General features: G+C 61.1%; 21 protein-coding genes. 6 read left to right on the top strand and 15 right to left on the bottom strand.

The features are described 5' to 3' along the window. Positions 1-126: 126 nt before the first annotated feature. Positions 127-879 (top strand): TetR/AcrR family transcriptional regulator, encoded by a 753-nt coding sequence (locus ABX75_RS10450; RefSeq protein ID WP_034098727.1) that lies wholly within the window; start codon positions 127-129, stop codon positions 877-879. A 159-nt stretch (positions 880-1038) separates the two neighbouring features. Here ABX75_RS10450 and ABX75_RS10445 read toward each other — a convergent pair whose 3' ends face one another. Then, positions 1039-2100, bottom strand: coding sequence for an FUSC family protein (locus tag ABX75_RS10445; protein WP_047881880.1), 1062 nt, complete (start codon positions 2098-2100; stop codon positions 1039-1041). 153 nt (positions 2101-2253) lie between these two features. Continuing rightward, the gene (locus ABX75_RS10440; RefSeq protein ID WP_034098723.1) at positions 2254-3870 is read right to left on the bottom strand and encodes an NADP-dependent glyceraldehyde-3-phosphate dehydrogenase; all 1617 of its coding nucleotides are present in this window, start codon (positions 3868-3870) and stop codon (positions 2254-2256) included. 149 nt (positions 3871-4019) lie between these two features. Between ABX75_RS10440 and ABX75_RS10435 the strand changes: the two genes are divergently transcribed. After that, the gene (locus ABX75_RS10435) at positions 4020-4883 is read left to right on the top strand and encodes a Dyp-type peroxidase (RefSeq protein WP_047881879.1); all 864 of its coding nucleotides are present in this window, start codon (positions 4020-4022) and stop codon (positions 4881-4883) included. Positions 4884-4933: 50 nt separating this feature from the next. On the opposite strand, the gene ABX75_RS10430 is transcribed toward ABX75_RS10435, so the two are convergent. Next, entirely contained in the window at positions 4934-5455 is a 522-nt protein-coding gene (locus ABX75_RS10430; RefSeq protein WP_047881878.1) for a DUF3087 domain-containing protein, read from the bottom strand. 126 nt (positions 5456-5581) lie between these two features. On the opposite strand from ABX75_RS10430, the gene ABX75_RS10425 reads away from it, so the two are divergent. Both ABX75_RS10425 and ABX75_RS10420 read left to right on the top strand, forming a co-directional pair. Beyond that, positions 5582-5761 carry a hypothetical protein gene (locus ABX75_RS10425; protein ID WP_034098717.1) on the top strand — a complete coding sequence of 60 codons (180 nt, stop codon included), beginning with the start codon at positions 5582-5584 and terminating at the stop codon, positions 5759-5761. A gap of 11 nt (positions 5762-5772) precedes the next feature. Next, positions 5773-5973, top strand: coding sequence for a DUF6021 family protein (locus ABX75_RS10420; protein WP_034098715.1), 201 nt, complete (start codon positions 5773-5775; stop codon positions 5971-5973). Between the two features lie 48 nt (positions 5974-6021). On the opposite strand, the gene ABX75_RS10415 is transcribed toward ABX75_RS10420, so the two are convergent. After that, positions 6022-6258, bottom strand: a complete 237-nt coding sequence (locus ABX75_RS10415) for a DUF6555 family protein (RefSeq protein ID WP_034098712.1) — start codon at positions 6256-6258, stop codon at positions 6022-6024. A 119-nt stretch (positions 6259-6377) separates the two neighbouring features. Here ABX75_RS10415 and ABX75_RS10410 point away from each other — a divergent pair, with 119 nt between their 5' ends. Both ABX75_RS10410 and ABX75_RS10405 read left to right on the top strand, forming a co-directional pair. Next, positions 6378-7217: an arylamine N-acetyltransferase gene (locus tag ABX75_RS10410; protein WP_047881877.1), complete on the top strand. Its 840-nt coding sequence runs from the start codon at positions 6378-6380 to the stop codon at positions 7215-7217. Positions 7218-7341: 124 nt separating this feature from the next. Further along, a complete protein-coding gene (locus ABX75_RS10405; protein WP_034098710.1) occupies positions 7342-8094 on the top strand; it encodes an outer membrane beta-barrel protein in 753 nt (250 codons plus the stop codon). 253 nt (positions 8095-8347) lie between these two features. Here the strand turns inward: ABX75_RS10405 and nuoN are convergent, their stop codons facing one another. The 11 genes from nuoN to nuoC form a co-directional block, all read right to left on the bottom strand. After that, positions 8348-9811, bottom strand: a complete 1464-nt coding sequence (gene nuoN, locus ABX75_RS10400; protein WP_034098709.1) for an NADH-quinone oxidoreductase subunit NuoN — start codon at positions 9809-9811, stop codon at positions 8348-8350. A gap of 7 nt (positions 9812-9818) precedes the next feature. Continuing rightward, complete coding sequence (gene nuoM, locus ABX75_RS10395; protein ID WP_034098707.1) at positions 9819-11351, bottom strand: NADH-quinone oxidoreductase subunit M; 1533 nt, start codon at positions 11349-11351, stop codon at positions 9819-9821. Between the two features lie 39 nt (positions 11352-11390). Then, positions 11391-13244: an NADH-quinone oxidoreductase subunit L gene (gene nuoL, locus ABX75_RS10390; protein ID WP_034098705.1), complete on the bottom strand. Its 1854-nt coding sequence runs from the start codon at positions 13242-13244 to the stop codon at positions 11391-11393. After that, complete coding sequence (gene nuoK / locus ABX75_RS10385; protein ID WP_003174727.1) at positions 13241-13549, bottom strand: NADH-quinone oxidoreductase subunit NuoK; 309 nt, start codon at positions 13547-13549, stop codon at positions 13241-13243. Before nuoK ends, nuoL begins: the two co-directional genes overlap by 4 nt. 2 nt (positions 13550-13551) lie before the next feature. Beyond that, entirely contained in the window at positions 13552-14055 is a 504-nt protein-coding gene (nuoJ, locus tag ABX75_RS10380) for an NADH-quinone oxidoreductase subunit J (RefSeq protein WP_016974048.1), read from the bottom strand. Positions 14056-14064: 9 nt separating this feature from the next. Next, positions 14065-14613 carry an NADH-quinone oxidoreductase subunit NuoI gene (gene nuoI, locus ABX75_RS10375; RefSeq protein ID WP_003174725.1) on the bottom strand — a complete coding sequence of 183 codons (549 nt, stop codon included), beginning with the start codon at positions 14611-14613 and terminating at the stop codon, positions 14065-14067. A gap of 11 nt (positions 14614-14624) precedes the next feature. Then, positions 14625-15632 (bottom strand): NADH-quinone oxidoreductase subunit NuoH, encoded by a 1008-nt coding sequence (gene nuoH / locus ABX75_RS10370; RefSeq protein WP_017137518.1) that lies wholly within the window; start codon positions 15630-15632, stop codon positions 14625-14627. Beyond that, positions 15629-18343, bottom strand: coding sequence for an NADH-quinone oxidoreductase subunit NuoG (gene nuoG / locus ABX75_RS10365; protein WP_040268711.1), 2715 nt, complete (start codon positions 18341-18343; stop codon positions 15629-15631). The genes nuoH and nuoG overlap by 4 nt, the downstream gene beginning before the upstream one ends. A gap of 135 nt (positions 18344-18478) precedes the next feature. After that, positions 18479-19837, bottom strand: a complete 1359-nt coding sequence (gene nuoF / locus ABX75_RS10360) for an NADH-quinone oxidoreductase subunit NuoF (protein ID WP_034098702.1) — start codon at positions 19835-19837, stop codon at positions 18479-18481. Continuing rightward, positions 19834-20331, bottom strand: coding sequence for an NADH-quinone oxidoreductase subunit NuoE (gene nuoE, locus ABX75_RS10355; protein WP_003174721.1), 498 nt, complete (start codon positions 20329-20331; stop codon positions 19834-19836). The genes nuoF and nuoE overlap by 4 nt, the downstream gene beginning before the upstream one ends. A gap of 2 nt (positions 20332-20333) precedes the next feature. Beyond that, the gene (nuoC, locus tag ABX75_RS10350; RefSeq protein ID WP_034114186.1) at positions 20334-22118 is read right to left on the bottom strand and encodes an NADH-quinone oxidoreductase subunit C/D; all 1785 of its coding nucleotides are present in this window, start codon (positions 22116-22118) and stop codon (positions 20334-20336) included. Between the last annotated feature and the right edge of the window lie 70 nt (positions 22119-22188).

Below are 22188 nucleotides of genomic sequence, written 5' to 3'. Positions count from 1 at the left end.
TGCGGGTCTGTTTGCGCTTGCCGGCGTACTCGGCGTCGGCGAAGGTCATCTGCTTCATCGGAAAACTCGGCGGGTGGAGTCCGGACATTTTGCCAAAATCAGGAAGTCTTCTTCAGAGTTTCCCTAATGGTCGCGAAGAAACTCAGCGCTCCAAACGTTACCAAGACTCGCTTGCTGGATGCGACAGAGGCTCTCTTCATCAAGTACGGATACGACGCGGTTTTGTTACGGCAGATTACCGAGCGTGCCCAGGTCAACCTGGCTGCGGTGAATTACCACTTCGGGGACAAGGATTCCCTGATGAAAACCCTGCTGATGCAGCGCCTGGAGCCGCTCAACGAACAGCGCCTGGAATTGTTGGCACGTTGTGAAGCCGAATCCGATGGCCCGCTGGACTGCGACACCTTGCTCGGCGTGCTTTTCGCTCCGGCCATGGGCCTGGAGCGCAGCGACCCTGCCAGTGGAGAAGGGCGCTCGTTCATTCGGTTCCTGGGGCGCGTCTACAGCGATACGTCGCCGTTTATCCAGGAATACCTCAAAGTGCATTACCAACCGGTGTTCCAACGCTTCTTCGAAGCCTTCGCCCTGGCCTTGCCGGATTTACCTCGCAACGAGCTGGGGGTGCGCCTGCAATTTGCACTCAAAGCGATCTCTGGGGTGATGGCCGGTACCGAGCTGCGCCTGCTGATGAATTCCATGAGCCTCGGCCGCCCGGCCACCGACGCGGAAGTCATGGCCAAGCTGATTACCCTGGTCTCGGCAGCGATCCGCGTGCCACAGCAGAGCCCGGAAGCGGAAACCGCCCTGGCCAAGGTGCTGGACACCCAGCGCGCGATTCGTGAAGAGGCTGCGGCGCCAAGCGCTAAAGCGTCGCGCTGAACGGCGGTTTTTTCGAGGCAAAAAAAAGCCCGCTGGGGCGGCGGGCTTGATGTGCAACATTTGTAACGGATGAGGCTTCACCCTACGTCTCGGGATGTGAATAAAGCGTGAAAAATTTGTAAGGGAAAGTGTGAATATCGTTTTGAGCGAAACAGACGTTCAGATTTTCCAGTGCCCCGCAGTTTTGCCTAGGCGCTGGCGCATGGCATCCACATTCGCCGCCAGTTGCAGCGTTAACAACCGATACCCATCCAGTGCGCTGTACACCGGCGCATCCAGCGTGCGCTCGCGGCCCGTGCCGGTACTTGGGCGCTCCAGTCGTTCGGTCATGCCGGATTTCAATGCCCGCGCCATCCCCACCAATTGCACACGGATCTGCCGATGCTCGGCCTTCAAGGCGGCCTGCATGCGGGCCATGGCTTGCTCATCGCGTGGGTCGGGACGGGTGTTGCCGAGAATTTCCAAAGTGCTGATGCACAGGCGCAAGTGACGCTGGATGGCATCCAGTTCAGTCATGGAAATGCGCACTTCCTTGGATACCGACGGCATCAGCGAGCGCAGTTGCACCATTGCCGCGTTCAAACGGTTGAGCAGTTTGACGTGTTCATCATCGGTGACCGACTTTCCGCTGATGATCCGGCTGTAGATCTGCGCGCAGTCACGCAGGGCGCTGGCCAGGTTATAGCGCCACGAATACACGGCATACAGCGGCAGGGCGAAGGAGAACGCCAGGGCCAGGACGATACCGATGAGAATATCCACGGTGCGCCACAACCCATCCGACAACGGGTTGTCACCGTGGCCGGCGACGATAAACACCGTGATCGCTGACAGCAGCGCGATATAACCGCCTTTGCCGATGGCGTGATAGGAAAAGAACCCGCACACCACCGACATCAACAGATAGGTCAGCAGCGGCAGGCCGAAGTAAGCCTGTTGCACCACCAGCAGCAGACCGACACTGGCACCGATCAAGGTGCCGTAGGCGCGTTCCACGGCTTTTTTGCCGATATTGCCGTGGTGCTGCAACCCGCCGATCACGATCAACATGGTCACCGACGCCCATTCGCCGTGGGGCAGGTTGATGCCGGTGGTCAGCAGGATCGTGGCTAGCAAGCCGATGGACACGCGCACGGCGTGGATCAGCTTGGCATGCCGGTAGCGGCGGTAGGGGTCGAGCAAGGGGCGCAACAGGCGCCGGGCGAATATCGGCAGATTCATTGATAACAAAGGACCCTCAATTCTCCAGATATAAACAATCCAAATGTGGGAGGGGGCTTGCCCCCGATGACTGTGGATCAGTAAAAAATCGGTTAGCTGACACAACCGCTATCGAATCCAAGCCCTCTCCCACATTGTTTGACCGAGGTGAACTTAGAAGATGTAGTCAGTGGTCAGGAAGCTTGAATCACGGTTGCGCAGGATCTCGCTGACCAGTGCCTTGTTGCTCTCTTGGAACTTGGTCGCCACCAGGGTGCGGATCGAAAACACGCGCAACGCGTCATGTACCGACAGCGTGCCTTCAGCCGAGTTCTTGCGCCCGTTGAAGGGGAAGGTGTCCGGCCCGCGCTGGCATTGGGCGTTGATATTGATGCGCCCGACTTGGTTGGCAAAGGTATCCACCAGGCGCCCGATGGCTTCGGCGTTGGTGCCGAACAGGCTGAGCTGTTGGCCGAAGTCCGAATCCAGAACGTAATCGATCACGGTATCCAGGTCGCGGTAGGGCACGATCGGCACCACCGGGCCGAATTGTTCTTCGTGGTAGACGCGCATTTGCGGATTCACTGGGTACAGCACCGCCGGGTAGAAGAACGAACCGCGACTGACCCCGCCATTGGCATTCACCACCTGGGCCCCGTGCTGCGTCGCGTCGGCCACCAGGCCGTTGAGGTAATCGACCTTACCCACTTCCGGCAACGGCGTCAGCGAAACGCCGTCTTCCCACGGCATACCGGGCTTGAGCGTCGCCAGGCGTGCGTTGAATTTTTCGATAAAAGCCTCGACCACCTCTTCATGCACGAAGAGGATTTTCAACGCGGTGCAGCGTTGGCCGTTGAACGATAGCGAGCCGGTCACCGCTTCGCTGACGGCATTGTCCAGGTCCACCTCGGGCAGCACGATGCCGGGGTTTTTCGCGTCCAGGCCCAGAGCGGCCCGCAAGCGGTGCGGCTTGGGGTGCAGTTTCTTCAGGTCGCTGGCGGCTTTGTTGGTGCCGATGAACGCAAAGATATCGATCTTGCCGCTGGCCATCAGCGCGCTAACGGTCTCGCGGCCGCTGCCATAGATCACGTTGATCACCCCGGCCGGGAAGCTGTCGCGGAACGCTTCCAACAGTGGGCGGATCAGCAGCACGCCGAGCTTGGCCGGCTTGAACACTACGGTGTTACCCATGATCAGCGCCGGGATCAGGGTGGTGAAGGTTTCGTTGAGCGGGTAGTTGTAGGGGCCCATGCACAGCGCCACGCCCAGTGGCACGCGGCGGATCTGCCCGAGGGTGTCCTGTTCCAGCTCGAAGCGGCTGGAGCGGCGATCCAGCTCTTTGAGGGCGTTGATGGTGTCGGTGATGTAGTCGCAGGTGCGGTCGAATTCTTTCTGGGAATCCTTGAGGTTCTTGCCGATTTCCCACATCAGCAGCTTGACCACCCCCTCGCGCTGCTCGCGCATGCGCCGCAAAAACGCTTCGACGTGGCGGATGCGGTCAACCACGCGCATCGTCGGCCATTCGCCCTGGCCGCGATCGTAGGCACGCACGGCGGCGTCGAGGGCGGTGAGGGCGGTGTCGGCGTCCAGCAGCGGCGTGCTGCCGATCACCACCCGTTGGTCACCCAGTTGCACCGGGCTGTGCACTTGGGCCAGCGGGCCATTCCACACCCGCAACTGGCCGTTCACCAGGTAGTCACGCTGTTCGATGGGCGCTGCCAGGCGGTATTGCTCGGGGATGTCGGCGGTGGAAGTAGGAAACAGCTGAGCGAGCAAGGGCTGAGTGGTCATGGCGCTATCCCTGTAATAGTTACAAAACTTGACTGGTGCTTGACTAGAGAGTCACCCAACCAAGGGCTCTATGGCAAGGCTTGCGCGCTTTGCAGTACGCAGGGCGACTGGCGCCGGGTAAACTGCGCGCCTTTCTTGAAGGAGTTCATATGAGTCAGTCCCAGCCGGGCATTCTTGCCGCACCGGTGCCGTTGCAGGCCCGCCATCTGTTTTTCGCCGTGGATTCCCTGGCCGCCGTTTCCGTTGCGCTGGACGCATTGGTGCGGATGGCGGATGCGACGGCGGTGGTCGGGTTGGGTGAGCCGCTGGTCACTGCACTGGGCGCAACCATTGACGGCTTGCGGCCGTTTCCGGCGATAAGCGCGCCGGGTGCGCACAACCCGTCGACCCAACAGGCGCTGTGGGTATGGCTGCACGGTGTGGATCGCGGCGAACTGCTGCTGCGCAGTCGCGCGTTCGAGAAGGCGCTGGCTCCTGGGTTTCGCCTAGTGCAGTCGATTGAAGGCTTCCGCTACAAGACCGGCTTCGACCTCACCGACTATGAAGACGGCACCGAAAACCCTCACGACGATGCTGCCGTGGACGCCGCCTTGACCGACGGTGGCGCCAGCTTCGCCGCCCTTCAGCAATGGCAGCACGACCTCGATGGTTTCGCCGCGTTGCCAGCCCAGGAACGCGACCACATCATCGGCCGCCGCCACGGCGATAACGAAGAACTGGAAGACGCCCCCGAGTCGGCCCATACCAAACGCACCGCCCAGGAGAGCTTCACCCCTGAGGCCTTTGTGGTGCGCCGCTCCATGCCGTGGGCCGAAAATGGTCAGGCCGGCCTGATGTTCCTCGCCTTCGGCCATTCCTTCGATGCTTTCGAGGCGCAGCTGCGCCGCATGAGCGGCCTGGAGGACGGGATTGTCGATGGCCTGTACCGCATCAGTACGCCGTTGACCGGCGGTTACTACTGGTGCCCGCCGGTCCTGAACGGGCACCTGGACTTCAGCGCGCTGGCGGTCTGATCCCTGTCTGCCCTGGCAACCGCTACAGCGGTCATGCGCGCCGGTTTGCCTTAGGTACTTTTCACGCGGTCGAGCCAGGCAGGGTCCAGGCGGGTCTGGTCGGTGTCCAGCCCCAGCGCCTGCATCTTGCTGACGTGGGCCTGCATCTCACCGACCAACTGCGCCTGGACGCTGGAGTTGGCGTCCAGCTCATGCATCTGGGTCAGCCCCAGGTGATAAAAGCGCAGTAGCTTCATGGCTGTCGGGTCATTGGCCTGCACTCCCTCGGTGACCTTGTGCATCACATTGGTCACGCTCATCAGACTGCGCTTGAGCTGCCAGCCATACACCGCTGGGGCCAGCCACGCCTGGCCCCAGAATGGGCCACGCACCAGAGCCAGGGTGATCAGCACACCGGCGAATACGCCGCCAACGTTGAAGCGGAAATTATCCCCGCCGGGTTCGCCGAACAGCGTCACCGCCAGGCTCGACAGCACCATGGCCAGGGCCAAGAACAGCACCGCCACGATCAGCGTGCTGCGGCGAGTCTGTTGGCGGTAGAGCGCGGGGTCACAGGGTTTGAGCTCGAACATCCGGGTCAGGTCTCTAGAGGATGGCGGGGTGGCATCATCGCACGTCAGGGCAAACAAGTTGAACGTTGGTGCGCGGGGCTTTCTCTAAATCGGTGCAGGCCACCCATTATGACGAGGTGAACCATCATGCCCGAGTACAAACAGCCACCGCCCGGCACGCCAGACCCCAACCGTACCCCCGGTGAGGAGGAGCGCGACAACGACGCTCTACGCCCCAATGATCCCGCGCATCGTCAGGACACCGACGATACGGAGCAAGCCGAGCAAGACCTGGAAACCCTTCACGATAAAGCCCGTCCGCTCTAGAGGAGATAGCCATGACCGCTCCAGACAAAGGCCCGCGCTCCAGCGAGCACGCCAGTGGCAAGGATGAGCTGGGTTTCGACCCGGACTCGCCGGATGTCGCCGATCCGCAGGTCGACCCCATCGGCCCGGCCATCGCGCCGCTGGACAAGGATAAGAAAGAACACCCGGAAAAAAAGCCGCCTTACGATCCGTTGGGCGACTTAAAGAAGTGATGCAGGCCCCGCTCGATTGAGCGGGGCTTTTTGGTTTAGGGGATGGGGTTATTTAGGCGGCATCCAGGTCACATTGGTGATGCCGTATTTCTCCGCCCAGGGGCGGGTGGTTTTTTTGACTTGCTCATGGCCCACGCGGCCAATGCGACTCACATGGGCAACGTCGGCGTCGACCGCCGCCCAATGCCAGGCCTCGGCGTTATTCATCACTTCGGCGCGTACTACAAAGGACTTCGGTTGACCGTGCAGCTGATAATTAATGGTGTAGATTTTTGCGGTACTCATGGTGCCTCCCTGACTTGTTATAAATGGATAGGAAGGCGTTTAAAAAGGTTCATTCAAAATGACAATCTGCACGCGGGCGCGGCATAGTGACGCCTTCGCCCGTGCTCAAGGACCGTGCCATGCCCCGTCTCACCCATTGCCAGCGCTACCTGCAACGCCTGGGCTACGAAACTCCGCCACCGCCCACCCTGCAAACTCTGCAAGACCTGCAATTGCGCCATGTTTGCACCTTTGCCTTTGAGAGCCTGTCGACCCTGCTGCACCAGCCGGTACCGATCGATCTGCCGAGCGTCGAGCACAAAGTATTGTTCGAGGGGCGCGGCGGCTACTGCTACGAGTTGAACCAGATGTTTCTGATGCTATTGCAGGAATTAGGCTTCGACGCGCGCGGCATCACCGGCCGGGTTGTCATGGGCGGCCCGCCGGATGCGCGTACGGCGCGTACCCATCGTCTGAGCCTGGTGAACCTGGACGGAGTGCGCTACATCACCGACGTGGGCTTTGGTGGCATGGTGCCGAGCGGCCCGTTGCAACTCGATACCCAGGCGGCGCAGGCCACGGCCCATGAGCCTTACCGCCTGACATTCGATGCGCAGGAGAGCAGCTATACGCTGTGGGCCGAAGTGGCCGGGGAATGGCGCGGCTTATACGTGTTCGACCTGCAAGTGCAGGCCGACATCGATTACGAAATCGGCAACTGGTACGTCTCGACCCACCCTGGCTCGCCCTTTCTGGGGCAGCTCAAAGTCGCGCGGCTGGCCGTTGGGGAGCGGCACACGTTGAATAACGCGCATTACGCAATTCACTATCTGGACAGGCCCAGCGCCAAGCGTACGTTGCAACACAGCGATGAACTGCTGGCATTGCTACGCGACACGTTCGGCATTCAGGTGCCTAAGCACCCACGTTTGAGCGGCGCATTGGATGACTTGATTCGCGCAGACCGCCAAGAGCCTTGATCTAGAGCGTTCGCTGAACCGTTTTACCTCCAAAATCAGGTGAATTTTTTCGAACCTTTTGCGCGCGCGGAGGTTCGAAGCGGTTCCTGAATAATTTGTCCACCTGACAAGGAGATGTAAAACGATGTCCAAACTATTCGGATCATTCCTCAAAAACGCCTCGCTGCTTGCGCTGGCCACCGCGCCGGCGATGGTGTTCGCAGCGCCGTCCACCGACCCGATTTCCATCTTCGGGCTGCAGGGCAGCTACAACGATTTCAAACTCGAAGGCGGCAGCCAGAGCGACAAGGACCACATGCCCGAAGCGGGCCTGTTCTACAACTTCGGCAACAAGCTTACCGCTGAGTCCGGTTTTATCTACCAAGCCGGCATCGAAGCTAAATACGGCGAGAAGAGCGACAACAAACTCAAGGAAGGCCAGGCCGATCTGGACCTGGGCTGGCGTGCCGCGCTGGATGCGCGCAACTTTGTCGATGTGATCGTGGGCGGTGGTTACAGCTGGACCCGCTACGAGCCGGAGTCCAACGGCAATGACCTTGAGCTGACCACCAAATCGCCATTTGCCAAGGCGGCACTGGGCTACAACCACCAGTTCGATGACATGACCCTGCGAGTTGAAGCCGGCGCTCGTCACACCCTCGACGGCCGCGTCAAAGTCAAGGTTGACGGCCTGGGCAGCGATTCCGTCGATCTCAAGGACCGCACCAACCCGTACGCGGAAGTCAGCCTGCTGATGAACCAGAAAGGCAACCTGCCTGTGATGGCTGGCCTGTACTACACCCGCACCGAATACAAACTGGATGAAGACTCCCCCGTGGCCGACAACACCAAACTCAAGCGTGACGAGTATGGGTTCAAGGTCGGTATCGCGTTCTAACCCGTTTGTAGTGAGCTGACTGATTGGATAAGAGGGGCTTTTGTGGTGACTGAGCTTTGTGATGTACAGGCTCTTATGCTGAACAGGCTTTTGTGGTGAGCGGGCTTGCCCCGCGCCGGGCTGCGCAGCAGCCCCACCAAAGGCATTGCTAAACCCGGCTTGGCACTGCGCTGCAAACCTCCAACCCAATCCCCACAATGCAAAAACGGCGCCCGAAGGCGCCGTTTTTGTTTACTCACTTCCCGCTAAGCGATCAAACACCCAGCACCGCGTGCTGCACCAAGGTGAGCAACGGCTGTGGGTAGACGCCGAGGAAGAAGGCGAGCAGGGCGATGGCCAGCAGCATCACGCCGCCAGCTTTCTGTTCCCAATGCAGCTCGGCATCCACACGACGCAGGTTCGGCTCGATCAGGTACAGGGTGACCATCACGCGCAGGTAGTAGAACACGCCGATGGCGCTGCCCAGAATCAGCGAGGCAACCAGCCACCACTCATGGGCTTCGACACCGGTAGCGATGATGTAGAACTTGCCGATAAAGCCTGCGGTCAGCGGGATACCGGCCAGGGACAGCATCATCACGGTCAGCACAGCGGTCAGGTACGGACGGCGCCAGAACAGGCCACGGTATTCGTACAGAGCGTCGGCGTCACGGCCCTTGTAAGGGGACGACATCAGGGTAATCACGCCGAATGCGCCAAGGCTGGTGATCACGTAGGTGACCAGATACACACCGATGGCTTCCACGGCCAGGCCTTTGCTCGCCACCAGGGCGATCAGCAGGTAGCCGAAGTGGGCGATAGACGAGTAACCCAGCAGACGCTTGAGGTTGTTTTGAGTCAGCGCCAGCAGGTTACCGAACAGGATCGACGCAATGGCGATCACGGTCAGTACGTTGCTCAGCACGCCGGTGTTGGCAGCGGGGGAGATCTGGAACAGACGCACCATCACCGCAAACACTGCCACTTTCGACGCGGTCGCCAGGAACGCAGCCACCGGCGCCGGGGCGCCTTCGTACACGTCCGGGGTCCACAGGTGGAACGGCACCAGCGACAGTTTGAAGGCCAGGCCGATCAGCATCATCGCCAGGCCCAGTTGGGCGATCGGTGCAGGCATGTTGGTGGCGGCCAAGGCATGACCGATACCGGTGAAGCTCAGGCTGCCGGCTTCGGCGTAGAGCAAGGCCATACCGAACAACAGGAACGCGGAACCGGCGGCCGACAGCACCATGTACTTGATGCCGGCTTCCAAAGAACGCTTGTTGAAGAAGGCATAGGCCACCAGGCCATACGTCGGGATCGACAGCAGTTCCAAGCCGATGAACAGGCCTGCCAGGTGCTGGGCGCTGACCAGCACGATACCGCCGGCCGCAGCCAGCAGGATCAGCAGGTACAGCTCTTCGCGGTTGCCCGGGTAGCCGGTGCCGCCTTCGCCGAGGTAGGCGTGGGCGAGGGTGACGCATGCCAGGGTGGCCACCAGGATCAACGCGATGTACAGCAGTGCGAAGTCATCGATCATCATCAGCGGGGTGACCGCCAACGGCGCGACCTTGAGGGCCGGAATGATCGACAGCAGGGCCAGGTTCAACCCGGCACAGGACAGCAGGAACGTTTGCGAGTGATTGCGGCGCCAGGCGATCGCCAGCATCACCACCACGATGGTGAGGCTGGTGATCAGCAGCGGCGCAAGCGCGATAAAGTGTTGGATCGTGAATTCCATAGCGCTCTTACCGGGCCGAAGCGAGTTGAGAGAAGGCGGTGCCGAACCACTGCTGCACGCCATGCATCGTTGCGGCAGAAGTGTCCAGGAACGGTTGCGGGTACACGCCGATGTAGATCAGCAATACCGCAAGACCGAGCACCATGATCAGTTCGCGCGCATCCATCCCTTTGAGGACAGTGTCGGACTTGGCGGGGCCGAAGTAAGCGCGGTGGATCATGATCAGCGAGTAGACCGAACCGAACACCAGACCGGAGGTGGCGATGGCGCTGATCCACGGCGTTTGTACGAACGCGCCCATCAGGATCAGGAATTCGCCGATGAAGTTGCCGGTGCCCGGCAGGCCCAGGGACGCGGCGGCGAAGAACAGGCTGATCGCCGGCAGGTAGGCAATGCGCGACCACACGCCACCCATCTCGCGCATGTCACGGGTGTGCAGACGCTCGTACAGCTGACCACTGAGGATAAACAGGGCCGCGGCCGAAACGCCGTGAGCCAGCATCTGGATCACTGCACCTTGCAGCGCCAGTTGGCTGCCGGAATAGATGCCGATCAGTACGAAGCCCATATGGGAAACGGACGAGAAAGCAATCAGACGCTTGATGTCGGTTTGCGCGAAGGCCAGGAACGCACCGTAGAAAATCCCGATCAGACCGAGGGTCATGGCGATCGGCGCAAATTCGGCCGAAGCATTCGGGAACAGCGGCAGGGCAAAACGCAGCAGACCATACGCAGCGGTCTTCAACAGGATACCGGCCAGGTCCACGGAACCGGCAGTCGGTGCCTGGGCGTGAGCGTCCGGCAACCAGGAGTGGAACGGCACCACCGGCAGCTTCACCGCGAAGGCGATGAAGAAGCCCAGCATCAGCACGTACTCGGTGGTCAGGGACATCTTGGTCTTCAACAGGTCGGCGTAGTTGAAGGTAATCACGCCGGTGTTGTTGAAGTTGACCAGCACCAGACCCAGGATCGCCACCAACATGATCAAGCCGGAAGCCTGAGTGAAGATGAAGAACTTGGTCGCCGCGTAGATCCGGGTTTTCTTGCCGTCCGAAGAACTGTGACCCCAGAGCGCGATGAGGAAGTACATCGGCACCAGCATCATTTCCCAGAAGAAGAAGAACATGAACAGGTCGAGGGCGAGGAACACGCCGACCACACCGCCCAGGATCCACATCAGGTTCAGGTGGAAGAAGCCCACGTGACGCTGGATTTCTTTCCAGGAGCAGAGTACCGAGAGGATACCCAGCAGGCCGGTCAGCAGGATCATCAACAGCGACAGGCCGTCGAGGGCCAGGTGCACATTGATGCCGAAGCGCTGGATCCACACGTGCTTGAATTCAAGCGCGAAGGTGGGATCGACACCCGGTGCCGGAGCAAATGAATAGTCGCCATGGGCCCACAGCCAGAGGCCGAGCGCGAGTTCCAGGGACATGGTCAGCAACGCAATCCAGCGGGGGAGGGTGGCGCCGAAGCGTTCACCCATCCAGCAGAGCAGGCCGCCGATAAAGGGGATCAGGATTAGCCAGGGCAGAATCATGACGGGCTCGTTTCCTTTCGCAAGTTCGCAAAGTTCATATCAGACCGCTACCACTACGATGGCGCCGATCACCAGCACGGCGCCAGCCGCCATGGAAGCCGCATACCAACGCAATTGGCCGGTCTCGCTGCGGCTCAGGGCGGTGTGACCGCCTTTGGCCGCGCGCGGGATCAAACCAATGGTCTGGTCGAGCGGGTCTTTACGCAGTACATGGCTGATGGCCAGGTACGGCTTGACGAACAGTTTGTCGTAGATCCAGTCGAAGCCCCAGGCAGCGAACCACCAGGCCGACAGGAAACGGCCGATGCCACTGTTGGCCACGGCGGTCACGAAGCGGCGCTTGCCGAGGAACAGCAGGGCTGCCAGCAGGATACCGGCAATGGCAATGGCGCCCGAGGCGATTTCCAGGCTGTGCTTGGCGTCGCCGCCGGCATGGCCGACGCTTTCCGGCAGTACGCCGGCCAGTGGCGGGGTGATCATGGCGCCGATAAACGTCGACAGGATGATCAGCACCGACAGTGGCAGCCAGTGGGAGATGCCATGGCCTGCGTGCGCTTCGGTCTTGGCTTCACCATGGAAGGTGATGAAGATCAGGCGGAAGGTGTAGAGCGAGGTCATGAAGGCACCGACCAGGCCTGCGTACAGCAGGTTCTGGTTACCGCTGGCAAAGGCTTCCCAGAGGATTTCGTCCTTGGAGTAGAAACCTGCGGTCACCAGCGGCAGGGCGGCCAGGGCGGCACCACCGACGATGAAGCTGGCGTAGGCCAATGGCAGTTTCTTCCACAGGCCGCCCATTTTGAAGATGTTCTGCTCGTGGTGGCAGGCAACTATTACCGCACCGGAAGCGAGGAACAGCAGGGCCTTGAAGAAGGCGTGGGTCATCAGGTGGAAGATCGCCGCGTCCCAGGCGCCGACGCCCAGGGCCAGGAACATGTAGCCGATCTGGCTCATGGTCGAGTAGGCGAGGATACGCTTGATGTCGGTCTGCACCAGCGCGGCGAAGCCGGCCAGTACCAGGGTCACGCCGCCGACCAGGCCCACCAGGTGCAGGATCTCCGGCGCCAGGGTGAACAGGCCATGGGTACGGGCGATCAGGTAGACACCCGCGGTCACCATGGTTGCGGCGTGGATCAGGGCCGACACCGGGGTAGGACCGGCCATCGCGTCCGCCAGCCAGGTCTGCAGTGGCAGTTGCGCGGATTTACCCACGGCGCCGCCCAGCAGCATCAGGGTCGCCAGGGTGATCCAGAAGTCACCGACCTGGAATTTCTGCGGCGCCAGCACCAGCAGTTCCTGGATGTTCAGCGTGCCCACCTGTTGGAACAGGATGAACAGGCCGATGGCCATGAACACGTCGCCGATACGGGTGACGATAAACGCTTTGAGTGCGGCGTTACCGTTGTTGCGGTTGCTGTAGTAGAAACCGATCAACAGGTACGAGCACAGGCCCACGCCTTCCCAGCCGAAGTACAGGAACAACAGGTTATCGCCGAGCACCAGGAACAGCATGCTGGCGATAAACAGGTTGGTGTACGAGAAGAAGCGCGAGTAGCCCGCTTCACCGCGCATGTACCAGGACGCGAACAGGTGGATCAGGAAACCCACGCCCACCACCACGCCAAGCATGGTGATCGACAGGCCATCGATGTAGAGGGCGAAGTTGGGCTTGAAGCCCTCCACCGACATCCACTGCCACAGCACCAGGGTGTAGTGACCGCCTTCCGGCGGCGCCACGTTGAATTGCCAGATGACGTAGGCGGCGACGATCGCCGACAGGCCAATGGACCCCACGCCGATCAAGGCCGAAAGGTTTTCCGACCAGCGCCCGCGAGAGAACGACAGCAGCAGGAACCCGATCAGGGGAAACAGGAAAGTCAGAAAGATCATGTTCATCCGCGCATCTCACTGGCAGCGTCGATATCAAGCGTGTGGAAGCGACGATACAGCTGCAGCAGGATCGCCAGGCCAATACTGGCCTCGGCCGCTGCGAGGCTGATCACCAGGATGAACATGACCTGTCCATCCGGCTGGCCCCAACGTGCACCCGCAACGATGAAGGCCAGTGCTGCGGCGTTCATCATGATTTCCAGGCTCATCAACACGAACAGAATGTTACGGCGAACCATCAGGCCGACCAGGCCAAGGCAGAACAGGATGCCGGCGACCGCCAGACCATGCTCCAAAGGGATAGCAGGCATCGTCATTGCTCCTTGGCTTCGTTGCGGCCCAAGTGGAAGGCGGTGACGGCTGCGGCGAGCAGCAGCATCGACGCCAGTTCGACCACCAGCAGGTACGGGCCGAACAGGCTGATGCCCACGGCTTTTGCATCCACAGTGGTGTGGCCGATGGCCTGGCCGCTCTGGTGAGCGAACAGTACATACAGCAGTTCACCCAGCAGCAGGGCCGCGAGGACAACCGGGCCGAGCCAGATGCCGGGCTTGAGCCAGACGCGTTCCTGGGCGACCGAAGCCGGCCCCAGGTTGAGCATCATCACCACAAACACGAACAGCACCATGATGGCGCCGGCGTAGGCGATCACTTCCAGTACACCGGCGAACGGTGCGCCGAGGCTGAAAAAGGTCATGGCCACGGCGATCAGCGAAATGATCAGGTAGAGCAGGGCGTGCACGGGGTTGGTGTTGGTGATCACGCGAAGCGTGGACACAACCGCGATACCCGATGCGAAATAGAAAGCGAATTCCATCTTTCTTCCTTAAGGCAGCAAGCTCTTCACGTTGATCGGCTCGGCTTCGTTTTGTGCGGCGCCTTTTGGCTTACCGGCAACGGCCATACCTGCAACACGATAGAAGTTGTAATCAGGGTTTTTACCGGGACCAGAGATCAGCAGATCTTCTTTCTCGTACACCAGGTCCTGACGTTTGAACTCGGCCATCTCGAAATCCGGTGTGAGCTGGATCGCGGTGGTCGGGCAAGCTTCCTCGCACAGGCCGCAGAAGATGCAGCGCGAGAAGTTGATGCGGAAGAAGTCCGGGTACCAGCGACCGTCTTCGGTTTCAGCTTTCTGCAGGGAGATGCAACCTACCGGGCACGCCACGGCGCACAGGTTGCAGGCAACGCAACGCTCTTCGCCATCGGGGTCGCGGGTCAGTACGATGCGGCCGCGATAGCGCGGCGGCAGGTACACCGCTTCTTCCGGGTATTGCAGGGTGTCGCGTTTGCGGAAGCCATGGCCGAAAACCATCACCAGGCTTCGCAACTGGGTACCGGTACCCTTAACGATGTCGCCAATATATTTGAACATGGGTCAAATCCTCACTGAACCGCGCCCGCTGGCGTGTTCAACAACACAACGGCAGCAGTCACCAGCAAATTGATCAGGGTCAGCGGCAGGCAGAAGCGCCAGCTGAAATCCATCACCTGGTCATACCGTGGACGCGGAATGGAAGCGCGCAGCAGGATAAACAGCATGATAAAGAACGCGGTCTTCAGGAAGAACCAGAAGAACGCCAGCTGCGGCAGGATGCCGAACGGACCGTGCCAGCCGCCGAAGAACAGCGTGACCAACAGGGCCGAGATCAAGATGATGCCGATGTATTCACCGACGAAGAACATGCCCCACTTCATGCCGGCGTATTCAATGTGGTAACCGTCGGCCAGTTCCTGTTCCGCTTCCGGCTGGTCGAACGGGTGACGGTGCGTCACGGCCACGCCAGCGATGAAGAAGGTACAGAAGCCGAAGAACTGCGGAATGATGAACCACAGGTTCTGCGCCTGGTACTCGACGATGTCGCGCATGTTGAACGAGCCGACCTGCACCACGATGCCCATCAGCGCCAGGCCCATAAACACTTCGTAGGACACGGTCTGGGCCGAGGCCCGCAAGCTACCCAGCAGGGCGAACTTGTTGTTACTTGACCAACCGGCGAACAGCACCGCATAGACCGACAGACCCGCCATGGCAAAGAAGAACAGCAAGCCGATGTTCAGGTCCGCCACGCCCCAGGTCGGGGTGATCGGGATGATCGCGAAGGCGATCAGCAAGGCGCTCATGGCCACGACCGGTGCCAGGGTGAAGATCACCTTGTCGGCAAACGGTGGGGTCCAGTCTTCCTTGAAGAACATCTTCAACATGTCGGCGGCGATCTGGAACATGCCGAATGGGCCAACGCGGTTCGGGCCGTAACGGTCCTGCCACCAGCCCAGCAGGCGACGTTCGACGAAGCTGAGCAGGGCGCCCGCCACGACCACGGCCAACAGAATCACGATGGCCTTGACGACCGAGATGATCACGTCGATCACTTCAGGGGTGAACCAGGTCATTGCGCTGCCTCCTGCAGACCGTCAACGGTTTTGCCGAAGATCGCCGGCGGGATGCCGGCGAGGCCTTTAGGCAGTGCAACCAGGCCGGCACTCAGCTCTTCGTTGATACGCAGCGGCAGACGCAGGGTCTGGCCGGCAACGTTCAAACTCAGCAGGGCACCGTCGTTGACACCCAGGCGGTCGGCTTCGGACTTGGCCATGGACACGTAGGCGGCGGGGATGCGCTCCTGAACCGGTGCGGCCTTGGAAGAGTTCTCCTCGCTGCCGAACAGGTGGAAGAACGGCACGACCTGCCAGGTGCCCGGGGCCGGGTTGAAAGGACGCGGGACCGCCGCGAACCAGTTCAGCGAATCGCCCTGGGTTTCGATCAGGCGAGTGCCTGGGTCGCCGGCGCGGATGTGGCCACCGACTTCGTCCTGGAACTTGTTCCACGCCTGTGGTGAGTTCCAACCTGGCGACCAGGCGAACGGCACTTGCTGACGCGGTTCGGCCGAACCCGAATAACCTTCCATGGAGAAGGCGAACGCGGTGTCGTTATCTTGCGGCGTACGTGGTTCATGCACGCTGATATCGGCGCGCATGGCGGTACGACCGGAATAACGCAGCGGCTCACGAGCCAGTTTCAGACCCTTGATGCGGAATGCAGCGGACGGCGCGGCGTCGACGATACGTGCCAGTTGCGGCGCGCTCGCGGCAGTGGCGGCGGTGACGTGGTCGAGCTGGGTCCAGTCGATTGGCCGATTCAGCAGGGTGGAGCGCAGGGCATGCAGCCAGCGCCAGCCTTCATGAACCAGGATGCTGGCGTCCATGTACTTCGGATCGAACACCTGGAAGAAGCGCTGCGCACGGCCTTCCTGACTGACCAGGGTACCGTCGCCTTCGGCGAAAGTGGCGGCTGGCAGTACCAGGTCGGCACGGTCGCTGGTGGCAGTCTTCTGGTGGTCGGCGACGATCAGCACCTTGGCGGCGTTCAAGGCGGCGTCCACCTTGGCCGCGTCGGTGCGGGTATACAGATCGTTTTCCAGCACCACGATGGCGTCGGCGTTGCCGTCGATCACCGTTTGTAGCGCGGCATCCACGGATTCGCCACCAAGCATGGCCAGGCCGAGGCTGTTGGCTTCCGGTACCACGAGGCTGATGGAGCCGTTCTTGTCGCGCAGCTTCAAGGCCTTGGCGATGTTGGCGGCGGCCTCGATCAGTGCCTTGGAACCCAGCGAGGTGCCGGCGATGATCAGCGGACGTTTGGCGGCCAGCAGCGCGTCGGCGATGCGCTGGGCCAATTCGACGGCTTCGGCGTCCAGGCCGTCGACGGCAGGTGCGCTCGCGTCCAGGGCATGAGCCACGGCGAAACCGAGGCGGGCCAGGTCGTCGGGGGCGGCGTGCACGCATTCTTCAGCGATATCGTCGAGCTTGGTTTCCGCCAGGCTAGCGATAAACAGTGGGTTCAGCGCGTGCTGGCCGATGTTTTTCACGGCGGCGTCGAGCCAAGGCTGTACGCGCATGGCGTCGGCCATCTCTTCAGCCTTGCCTTTGACCGACTGACGCAGCGACAGCGCGATACGCGCGGCGGTCTGGGTCAGGTCTTCGCCGAGCACGAAGATGGCGTCGTGGTCTTCGATGTCGCGCATGTTCGGCACCGGCAGCGGGCTGTCGTTCAGCACCTGCAGAACCAGGCGGATACGCTCCAACTCACCGGCTTCGATACCGCTGTAGAAGTGCTCGGCGCCGACCAGTTCGCGCAACGCATAGTTGCTTTCGAGGCTGGCGCGTGGCGAGCCGATGCCGACAATCGTGCGGCCGCGCAGCAGGTCGGCGGCTTTATCCAAGGCTTCGTCGGTGCTCAGCTTCGCGCCGCCGGCCAACAGTGGCTGGCGTGGGCGGTCTTCGCGGTTGACATAGCCATAGCCGAAACGGCCACGGTCGCACAGGAAGTACTGGTTGACCGAACCGTTGAAGCGGTTTTCGATGCGACGCAGTTCGCCGTAGCGTTCGCCCGGGGAGATGTTGCAACCGCTGGAGCAGCCATGGCAGATGCTCGGGGCGAATTGCATGTCCCACTTACGGTTGTAACGCTCGGAGTGAGTCTTGTCGGTGAACACACCGGTCGGGCAGACCTCGGTGAGGTTGCCGGAGAACTCGCTTTCGAGCACGCCGTCTTCGACGCGACCGAAGTACACGTTGTCGTGGGCGCCGAATACGCCAAGGTCGGTGCCGCCGGCGTAGTCTTTATAGAAGCGCACGCAGCGGTAGCAGGCGATGCAGCGGTTCATCTCGTGGGAGATGAACGGGCCGAGGTCCTGGTTCTGGTGGGTACGCTTGGTGAAGCGATAGCGGCGCTCGTTGTGGCCGGTCATCACCGTCATGTCCTGCAGGTGGCAGTGACCGCCTTCCTCACAGACCGGGCAGTCGTGAGGGTGGTTGGTCATCAGCCACTCGACGACACTGGCGCGGAACGCCTTGGATTCTTCATCGTCGATGGAGATCCAGGTGTTGTCGGTGGCTGGGGTCATGCAGGACATGACGATACGACCACGGGTGTCGTTCTCGTCGGTGTATTGCTTGACCGCACACTGGCGACAGGCACCGACGCTACCGAGCGCGGGGTGCCAGCAGAAATAAGGGATGTCGAGGCCTAGTGACAGACACGCCTGTAACAGGTTGTCCGCCCCATCGACTTCGAGCGCTTTGCCGTCTACGTGGATAGTGGCCATGGTTCAAAGTTCTTCGTTGGCCCGTTGTCAGCGGGCGTGGCTAATGGAATCTTGTTATTCATGTGCATCTACACAGCCTTAAAGGCGTCAGCACATGACAAGGCGAAGGGCACGGACCCTTCGCCTGTTTAAGCGTTACGCACCGACCATGGTCGGTGATACCACCTGATTGAGGTCGCCTGCGCGGGTTGGCGCGATGCCGGCCTCGAATTCAGAGCGGAAGTATTTGATTGCGCTGCCCAATGGCTCCACGGCGCCCGGTGCGTGAGCACAGAAGGTCTTGCCTGGGCCGAGGAAGCCGACCAGACCCAGCAGGGTCTCGATATCACCCTCGCGGCCTTCGCCTTTTTCCAGGGCCATCAGCAGCTTGACGCTCCACGGCAGGCCATCGCGGCATGGGGTGCAGAAGCCGCAGGATTCACGGGCGAAGAACTGCTCCATGTTGCGCAGCAACGAGACCATGTTGACGGTGTTGTCCACCGCCATCGCCAGGCCCGTACCCATGCGGGTGCCCACCTTGCCGATGCCGCCGGCATACATTTGGGCGTCGAGGTGTTCGGGCAGCAGGAAACCGGTACCGGCACCGCCTGGCTGCCAGGCTTTCAAGGTGTAGCCGTCGCGCATGCCGCCGGCGTAGTCCTCGAACAGCTCGCGGGCAGTCACGCCGAAGGGCAGCTCCCACAGGCCAGGATTCTTGACCTTGCCGGAGAAGCCCATGAGCTTGGTGCCCATGTCTTCGCTGCCTTCGCGGGCCAGGGATTTGTACCAGTCCACGCCGTCGGCGATGATCGCCGGCACGTTGCACAGGGTCTCGACGTTGTTCACACAGGTCGGCTTGCCCCACACGCCCACGGCGGCAGGGAAGGGCGGCTTGGAGCGCGGGTTGGCGCGACGGCCTTCGAGGGAGTTGATCAACGCGGTTTCTTCACCGCAGATATAACGCCCGGCGCCGGTGTGCACGAACAGTTCGAAGTCAAAACCCGAACCGAGGATATTCTTGCCCAGCAGGCCGGCGGCCTTGGCTTCTTCCACGGCACGGTTGAGGTGCTTGGCGGCGGTGGTGTACTCGCCGCGCAGGAAGATGTAGCCACGGTAGGTCTTCAATGCGCGGGCACTGATCAGCATGCCTTCGATCAGCAGATGGGGCAGTTGCTCCATCAGCATGCGGTCTTTCCAGGTGTTCGGCTCCATTTCATCCGCGTTGCACAAGAGGTAGCGGATGTTGATGGATTCGTCCTTGGGCATCAGGCCCCATTTGACGCCCGTGGGGAAGCCTGCACCGCCGCGGCCTTTGAGGCCAGCGTCTTTCACGGTCTGGACGATATCGTCCTGGGCCATGTCGGCGAAGGCCTTGCGAGCTGCGGCGTAACCGTTCTTGGCCTGGTACTCGTCAAACCATACCGGTTCGGCATCGTCGCGCAGGCGCCAGGTCAATGGGTGAGTTTCGGGCGACCGCTGGATGCGGTTGGCCGGGCCGAAAGAAGTCAGGGTCATGGGTAGCCCTCGAGCAATTGGGTCACGCCAGCAGGCTGCACGTCACCGAATGTGTCGTCGTCGATCATCAACGCCGGCGCCTTGTCGCAGTTGCCCAGGCAGCACACCGGCAGCAGCGTGAAGCGGCCGTCCGGGGTGGTCTGGCCGAGGCCGATGCCCAGCTTGTTCTGGATTTCGCTGACCACGGATTCGTGACCGCCGATGTAGCAGACCATGCTGTCGCACACGCGAATGATGTGGCGGCCGACCGGCTGACGGAAGATCTGGCTGTAGAACGTGGCCACGCCTTCAACGTCGCTGGCGGGGATGCCGAGGATCTCTCCGATGGCGTAGAGGGCACCGTCCGGTACCCAGCCACGTTCCTTCTGGACGATCTTCAAGGCTTCGATCGACGCCGCGCGCGGGTCTTCGTAGTGATGCAGCTCGTGCTCGATGGCCGAGCGCTCGGTTTCACTCAAAGTGAAACGGTCTGTCTGGATAAGCGTGCTGTTCATGCTTAGCGGTCCACGTCGGCCATAACGAAATCGATACTACCCAGGTACGCAATCAAGTCCGCGACCATCTCGCCTTTGATCACCGAAGGGATCTGCTGCAAGTGGGCGAAGCTTGGGGTGCGAATCCGGGTGCGGTAGCTCATGGTGCCGCCATCGCTCGTCAGGTAATAACTGTTGATACCCTTGGTCGCTTCAATCATCTGGAAGGATTCGTTGGCCGGCATGACCGGGCCCCACGAAACTTGCAGGAAGTGCGTGATCAGGGTTTCGATGTGCTGCAGCGTGCGCTCTTTGGGCGGCGGCGTGGTCAGCGGGTGATCCGCCTTGTACGGGCCTGCCGGCATATTGCGCATGCACTGCTCGATGATCTTCAGGCTCTGGCGCATTTCTTCGACGCGCACGATGCAACGGTCGTAGGCATCGCCGTTGGCCGCCAGCGGTACTTCGAACTCGAAGTTCTCATAGCCGGAATACGGGCGTGCTTTACGCAGGTCGAAATCGCAACCGGTGGAACGCAGGCCAGCACCGGTGACGCCCCATTCCAGGGCTTCCTTGGTGTTGTACTGGGCGACGCCGATGGTACGACCCTTGAGGATGCTGTTGTCCAGGGCGGCCTTCTGGTACTCGTCCAGACGCTTGGGCATCCACTCGACGAACTCCTTGACCAGGCGCTCCCAGCCGTTCGGCAGATCGTGGGCCACACCACCAATGCGATACCAGGCCGGGTGCAGGCGGAAACCGGTGATGGCCTCGATGACCTTGTAGGCGCGCTGACGGTCGGTGAAGGTGAAAAACACCGGGGTCATGGCGCCGACGTCCTGGATATAGGTACCCAGGAACAGCAGGTGGCTGGTGATGCGGAAGAACTCGGCCATCATGATGCGGATGGTGTCGACGCGGTCTGGCACCTTGATGCCGGCCAGCTTCTCGACCGAGAGCACGTACGGCAGGTTGTTCATCACGCCGCCGAGGTAGTCGATACGGTCGGTGTAGGGGATGAAGCTATGCCAGGACTGACGCTCGGCCATCTTCTCGGCGCCACGGTGGTGGTAGCCGATGTCCGGTACGCAGTCGACGATTTCTTCGCCGTCCAGCTGCAGGATGATGCGGAAGGCACCGTGGGCCGAAGGGTGGTTAGGACCCAGGTTGAGGAACATGTAGTCCTCGTTGGCGCCGGAACGCTTCATGCCCCAGTCTTCCGGGCGGAAGCGCGCGGCCTCTTCTTCAAGCTGCTGCTTGGCGAGGTTGAGGCTGAACGGGTCGAATTCCGTGGCACGGGCCGGGAAGTCCTTGCGCAACGGGTGACCTTCCCAGGTCGGCGGCATCATGATGCGCGACAGGTGCGGGTGACCCGGGAAGTCGATGCCGAACATGTCCCAGACTTCGCGCTCGTACCAGCTGGCATTCGGCCAGATGCCGGTCACGGTTGGGATGCTCAGGTCGCTCTCGGACAGCGCGACCTTGATCATCACATCGCTGTTACGTTCCAGCGACATCAGGTGATAGAACACGGTGAAATCGGCGCCGCTCGGCAGCCCTTGACGCTTGGTGCGCAGACGTTCATCCACGCCATGCAGGTCATAGAGCATGACGTACGGCTTGGGCAGGTTGCGCAGGAAGGTCAGGACTTCGACGAGCTTGGCGCGCGCCACCCACAACACCGGCATACCGGTGCGCGTGGCCTGGGCGGTGAAGGCGTCAGGGCCAAAACGGTTATTGAGTTCGACGACCACATCCTGGTCGTCTGCCTTGTAAGGCGGGATGTACAGAGCACTGCCTGTAGTCATGGTTTTTTATCGCTTTCGGTCAACGTAAAGAATGAAGCCAGGTTTTCGTTCTATGAAAGAAGCGGCGCTG

The sequence above is a fragment of the Pseudomonas sp. ARP3 genome (assembly GCF_001029595.1).
Classification (GTDB): domain Bacteria; phylum Pseudomonadota; class Gammaproteobacteria; order Pseudomonadales; family Pseudomonadaceae; genus Aquipseudomonas; species Aquipseudomonas rhodesiae.
This window is presented reverse-complemented; position numbering and strand designations above follow the sequence as displayed.

Bases quoted from the DNA above. Each gene is read 5' to 3' on its own strand.
- ABX75_RS10450 (WP_034098727.1), top strand. From the start codon at position 127: ATGGTCGCGAAGAAACTCAGCGCTCCAAACGTTACCAAGACTCGCTTG.
- ABX75_RS10445 (WP_047881880.1), bottom strand. From the start codon at position 2,100: ATGAATCTGCCGATATTCGCCCGGCGCCTGTTGCGCCCCTTGCTCGAC.
- ABX75_RS10440 (WP_034098723.1), bottom strand. From the start codon at position 3,870: ATGACCACTCAGCCCTTGCTCGCTCAGCTGTTTCCTACTTCCACCGCC.
- ABX75_RS10435 (WP_047881879.1), top strand. From the start codon at position 4,020: ATGAGTCAGTCCCAGCCGGGCATTCTTGCCGCACCGGTGCCGTTGCAG.
- ABX75_RS10430 (WP_047881878.1), bottom strand. From the start codon at position 5,455: ATGTTCGAGCTCAAACCCTGTGACCCCGCGCTCTACCGCCAACAGACT.
- ABX75_RS10425 (WP_034098717.1), top strand. From the start codon at position 5,582: ATGCCCGAGTACAAACAGCCACCGCCCGGCACGCCAGACCCCAACCGT.
- ABX75_RS10420 (WP_034098715.1), top strand. From the start codon at position 5,773: ATGACCGCTCCAGACAAAGGCCCGCGCTCCAGCGAGCACGCCAGTGGC.
- ABX75_RS10415 (WP_034098712.1), bottom strand. From the start codon at position 6,258: ATGAGTACCGCAAAAATCTACACCATTAATTATCAGCTGCACGGTCAA.
- ABX75_RS10410 (WP_047881877.1), top strand. From the start codon at position 6,378: ATGCCCCGTCTCACCCATTGCCAGCGCTACCTGCAACGCCTGGGCTAC.
- ABX75_RS10405 (WP_034098710.1), top strand. From the start codon at position 7,342: ATGTCCAAACTATTCGGATCATTCCTCAAAAACGCCTCGCTGCTTGCG.
- nuoN (WP_034098709.1), bottom strand. From the start codon at position 9,811: ATGGAATTCACGATCCAACACTTTATCGCGCTTGCGCCGCTGCTGATC.
- nuoM (WP_034098707.1), bottom strand. From the start codon at position 11,351: ATGATTCTGCCCTGGCTAATCCTGATCCCCTTTATCGGCGGCCTGCTC.
- nuoL (WP_034098705.1), bottom strand. From the start codon at position 13,244: ATGAACATGATCTTTCTGACTTTCCTGTTTCCCCTGATCGGGTTCCTG.
- nuoK (WP_003174727.1), bottom strand. From the start codon at position 13,549: ATGCCTGCTATCCCTTTGGAGCATGGTCTGGCGGTCGCCGGCATCCTG.
- nuoJ (WP_016974048.1), bottom strand. From the start codon at position 14,055: ATGGAATTCGCTTTCTATTTCGCATCGGGTATCGCGGTTGTGTCCACG.
- nuoI (WP_003174725.1), bottom strand. From the start codon at position 14,613: ATGTTCAAATATATTGGCGACATCGTTAAGGGTACCGGTACCCAGTTG.
- nuoH (WP_017137518.1), bottom strand. From the start codon at position 15,632: ATGACCTGGTTCACCCCTGAAGTGATCGACGTGATCATCTCGGTCGTC.
- nuoG (WP_040268711.1), bottom strand. From the start codon at position 18,343: ATGGCCACTATCCACGTAGACGGCAAAGCGCTCGAAGTCGATGGGGCG.
- nuoF (WP_034098702.1), bottom strand. From the start codon at position 19,837: ATGACCCTGACTTCTTTCGGCCCGGCCAACCGCATCCAGCGGTCGCCC.
- nuoE (WP_003174721.1), bottom strand. From the start codon at position 20,331: ATGAACAGCACGCTTATCCAGACAGACCGTTTCACTTTGAGTGAAACC.
- nuoC (WP_034114186.1), bottom strand. From the start codon at position 22,118: ATGACTACAGGCAGTGCTCTGTACATCCCGCCTTACAAGGCAGACGAC.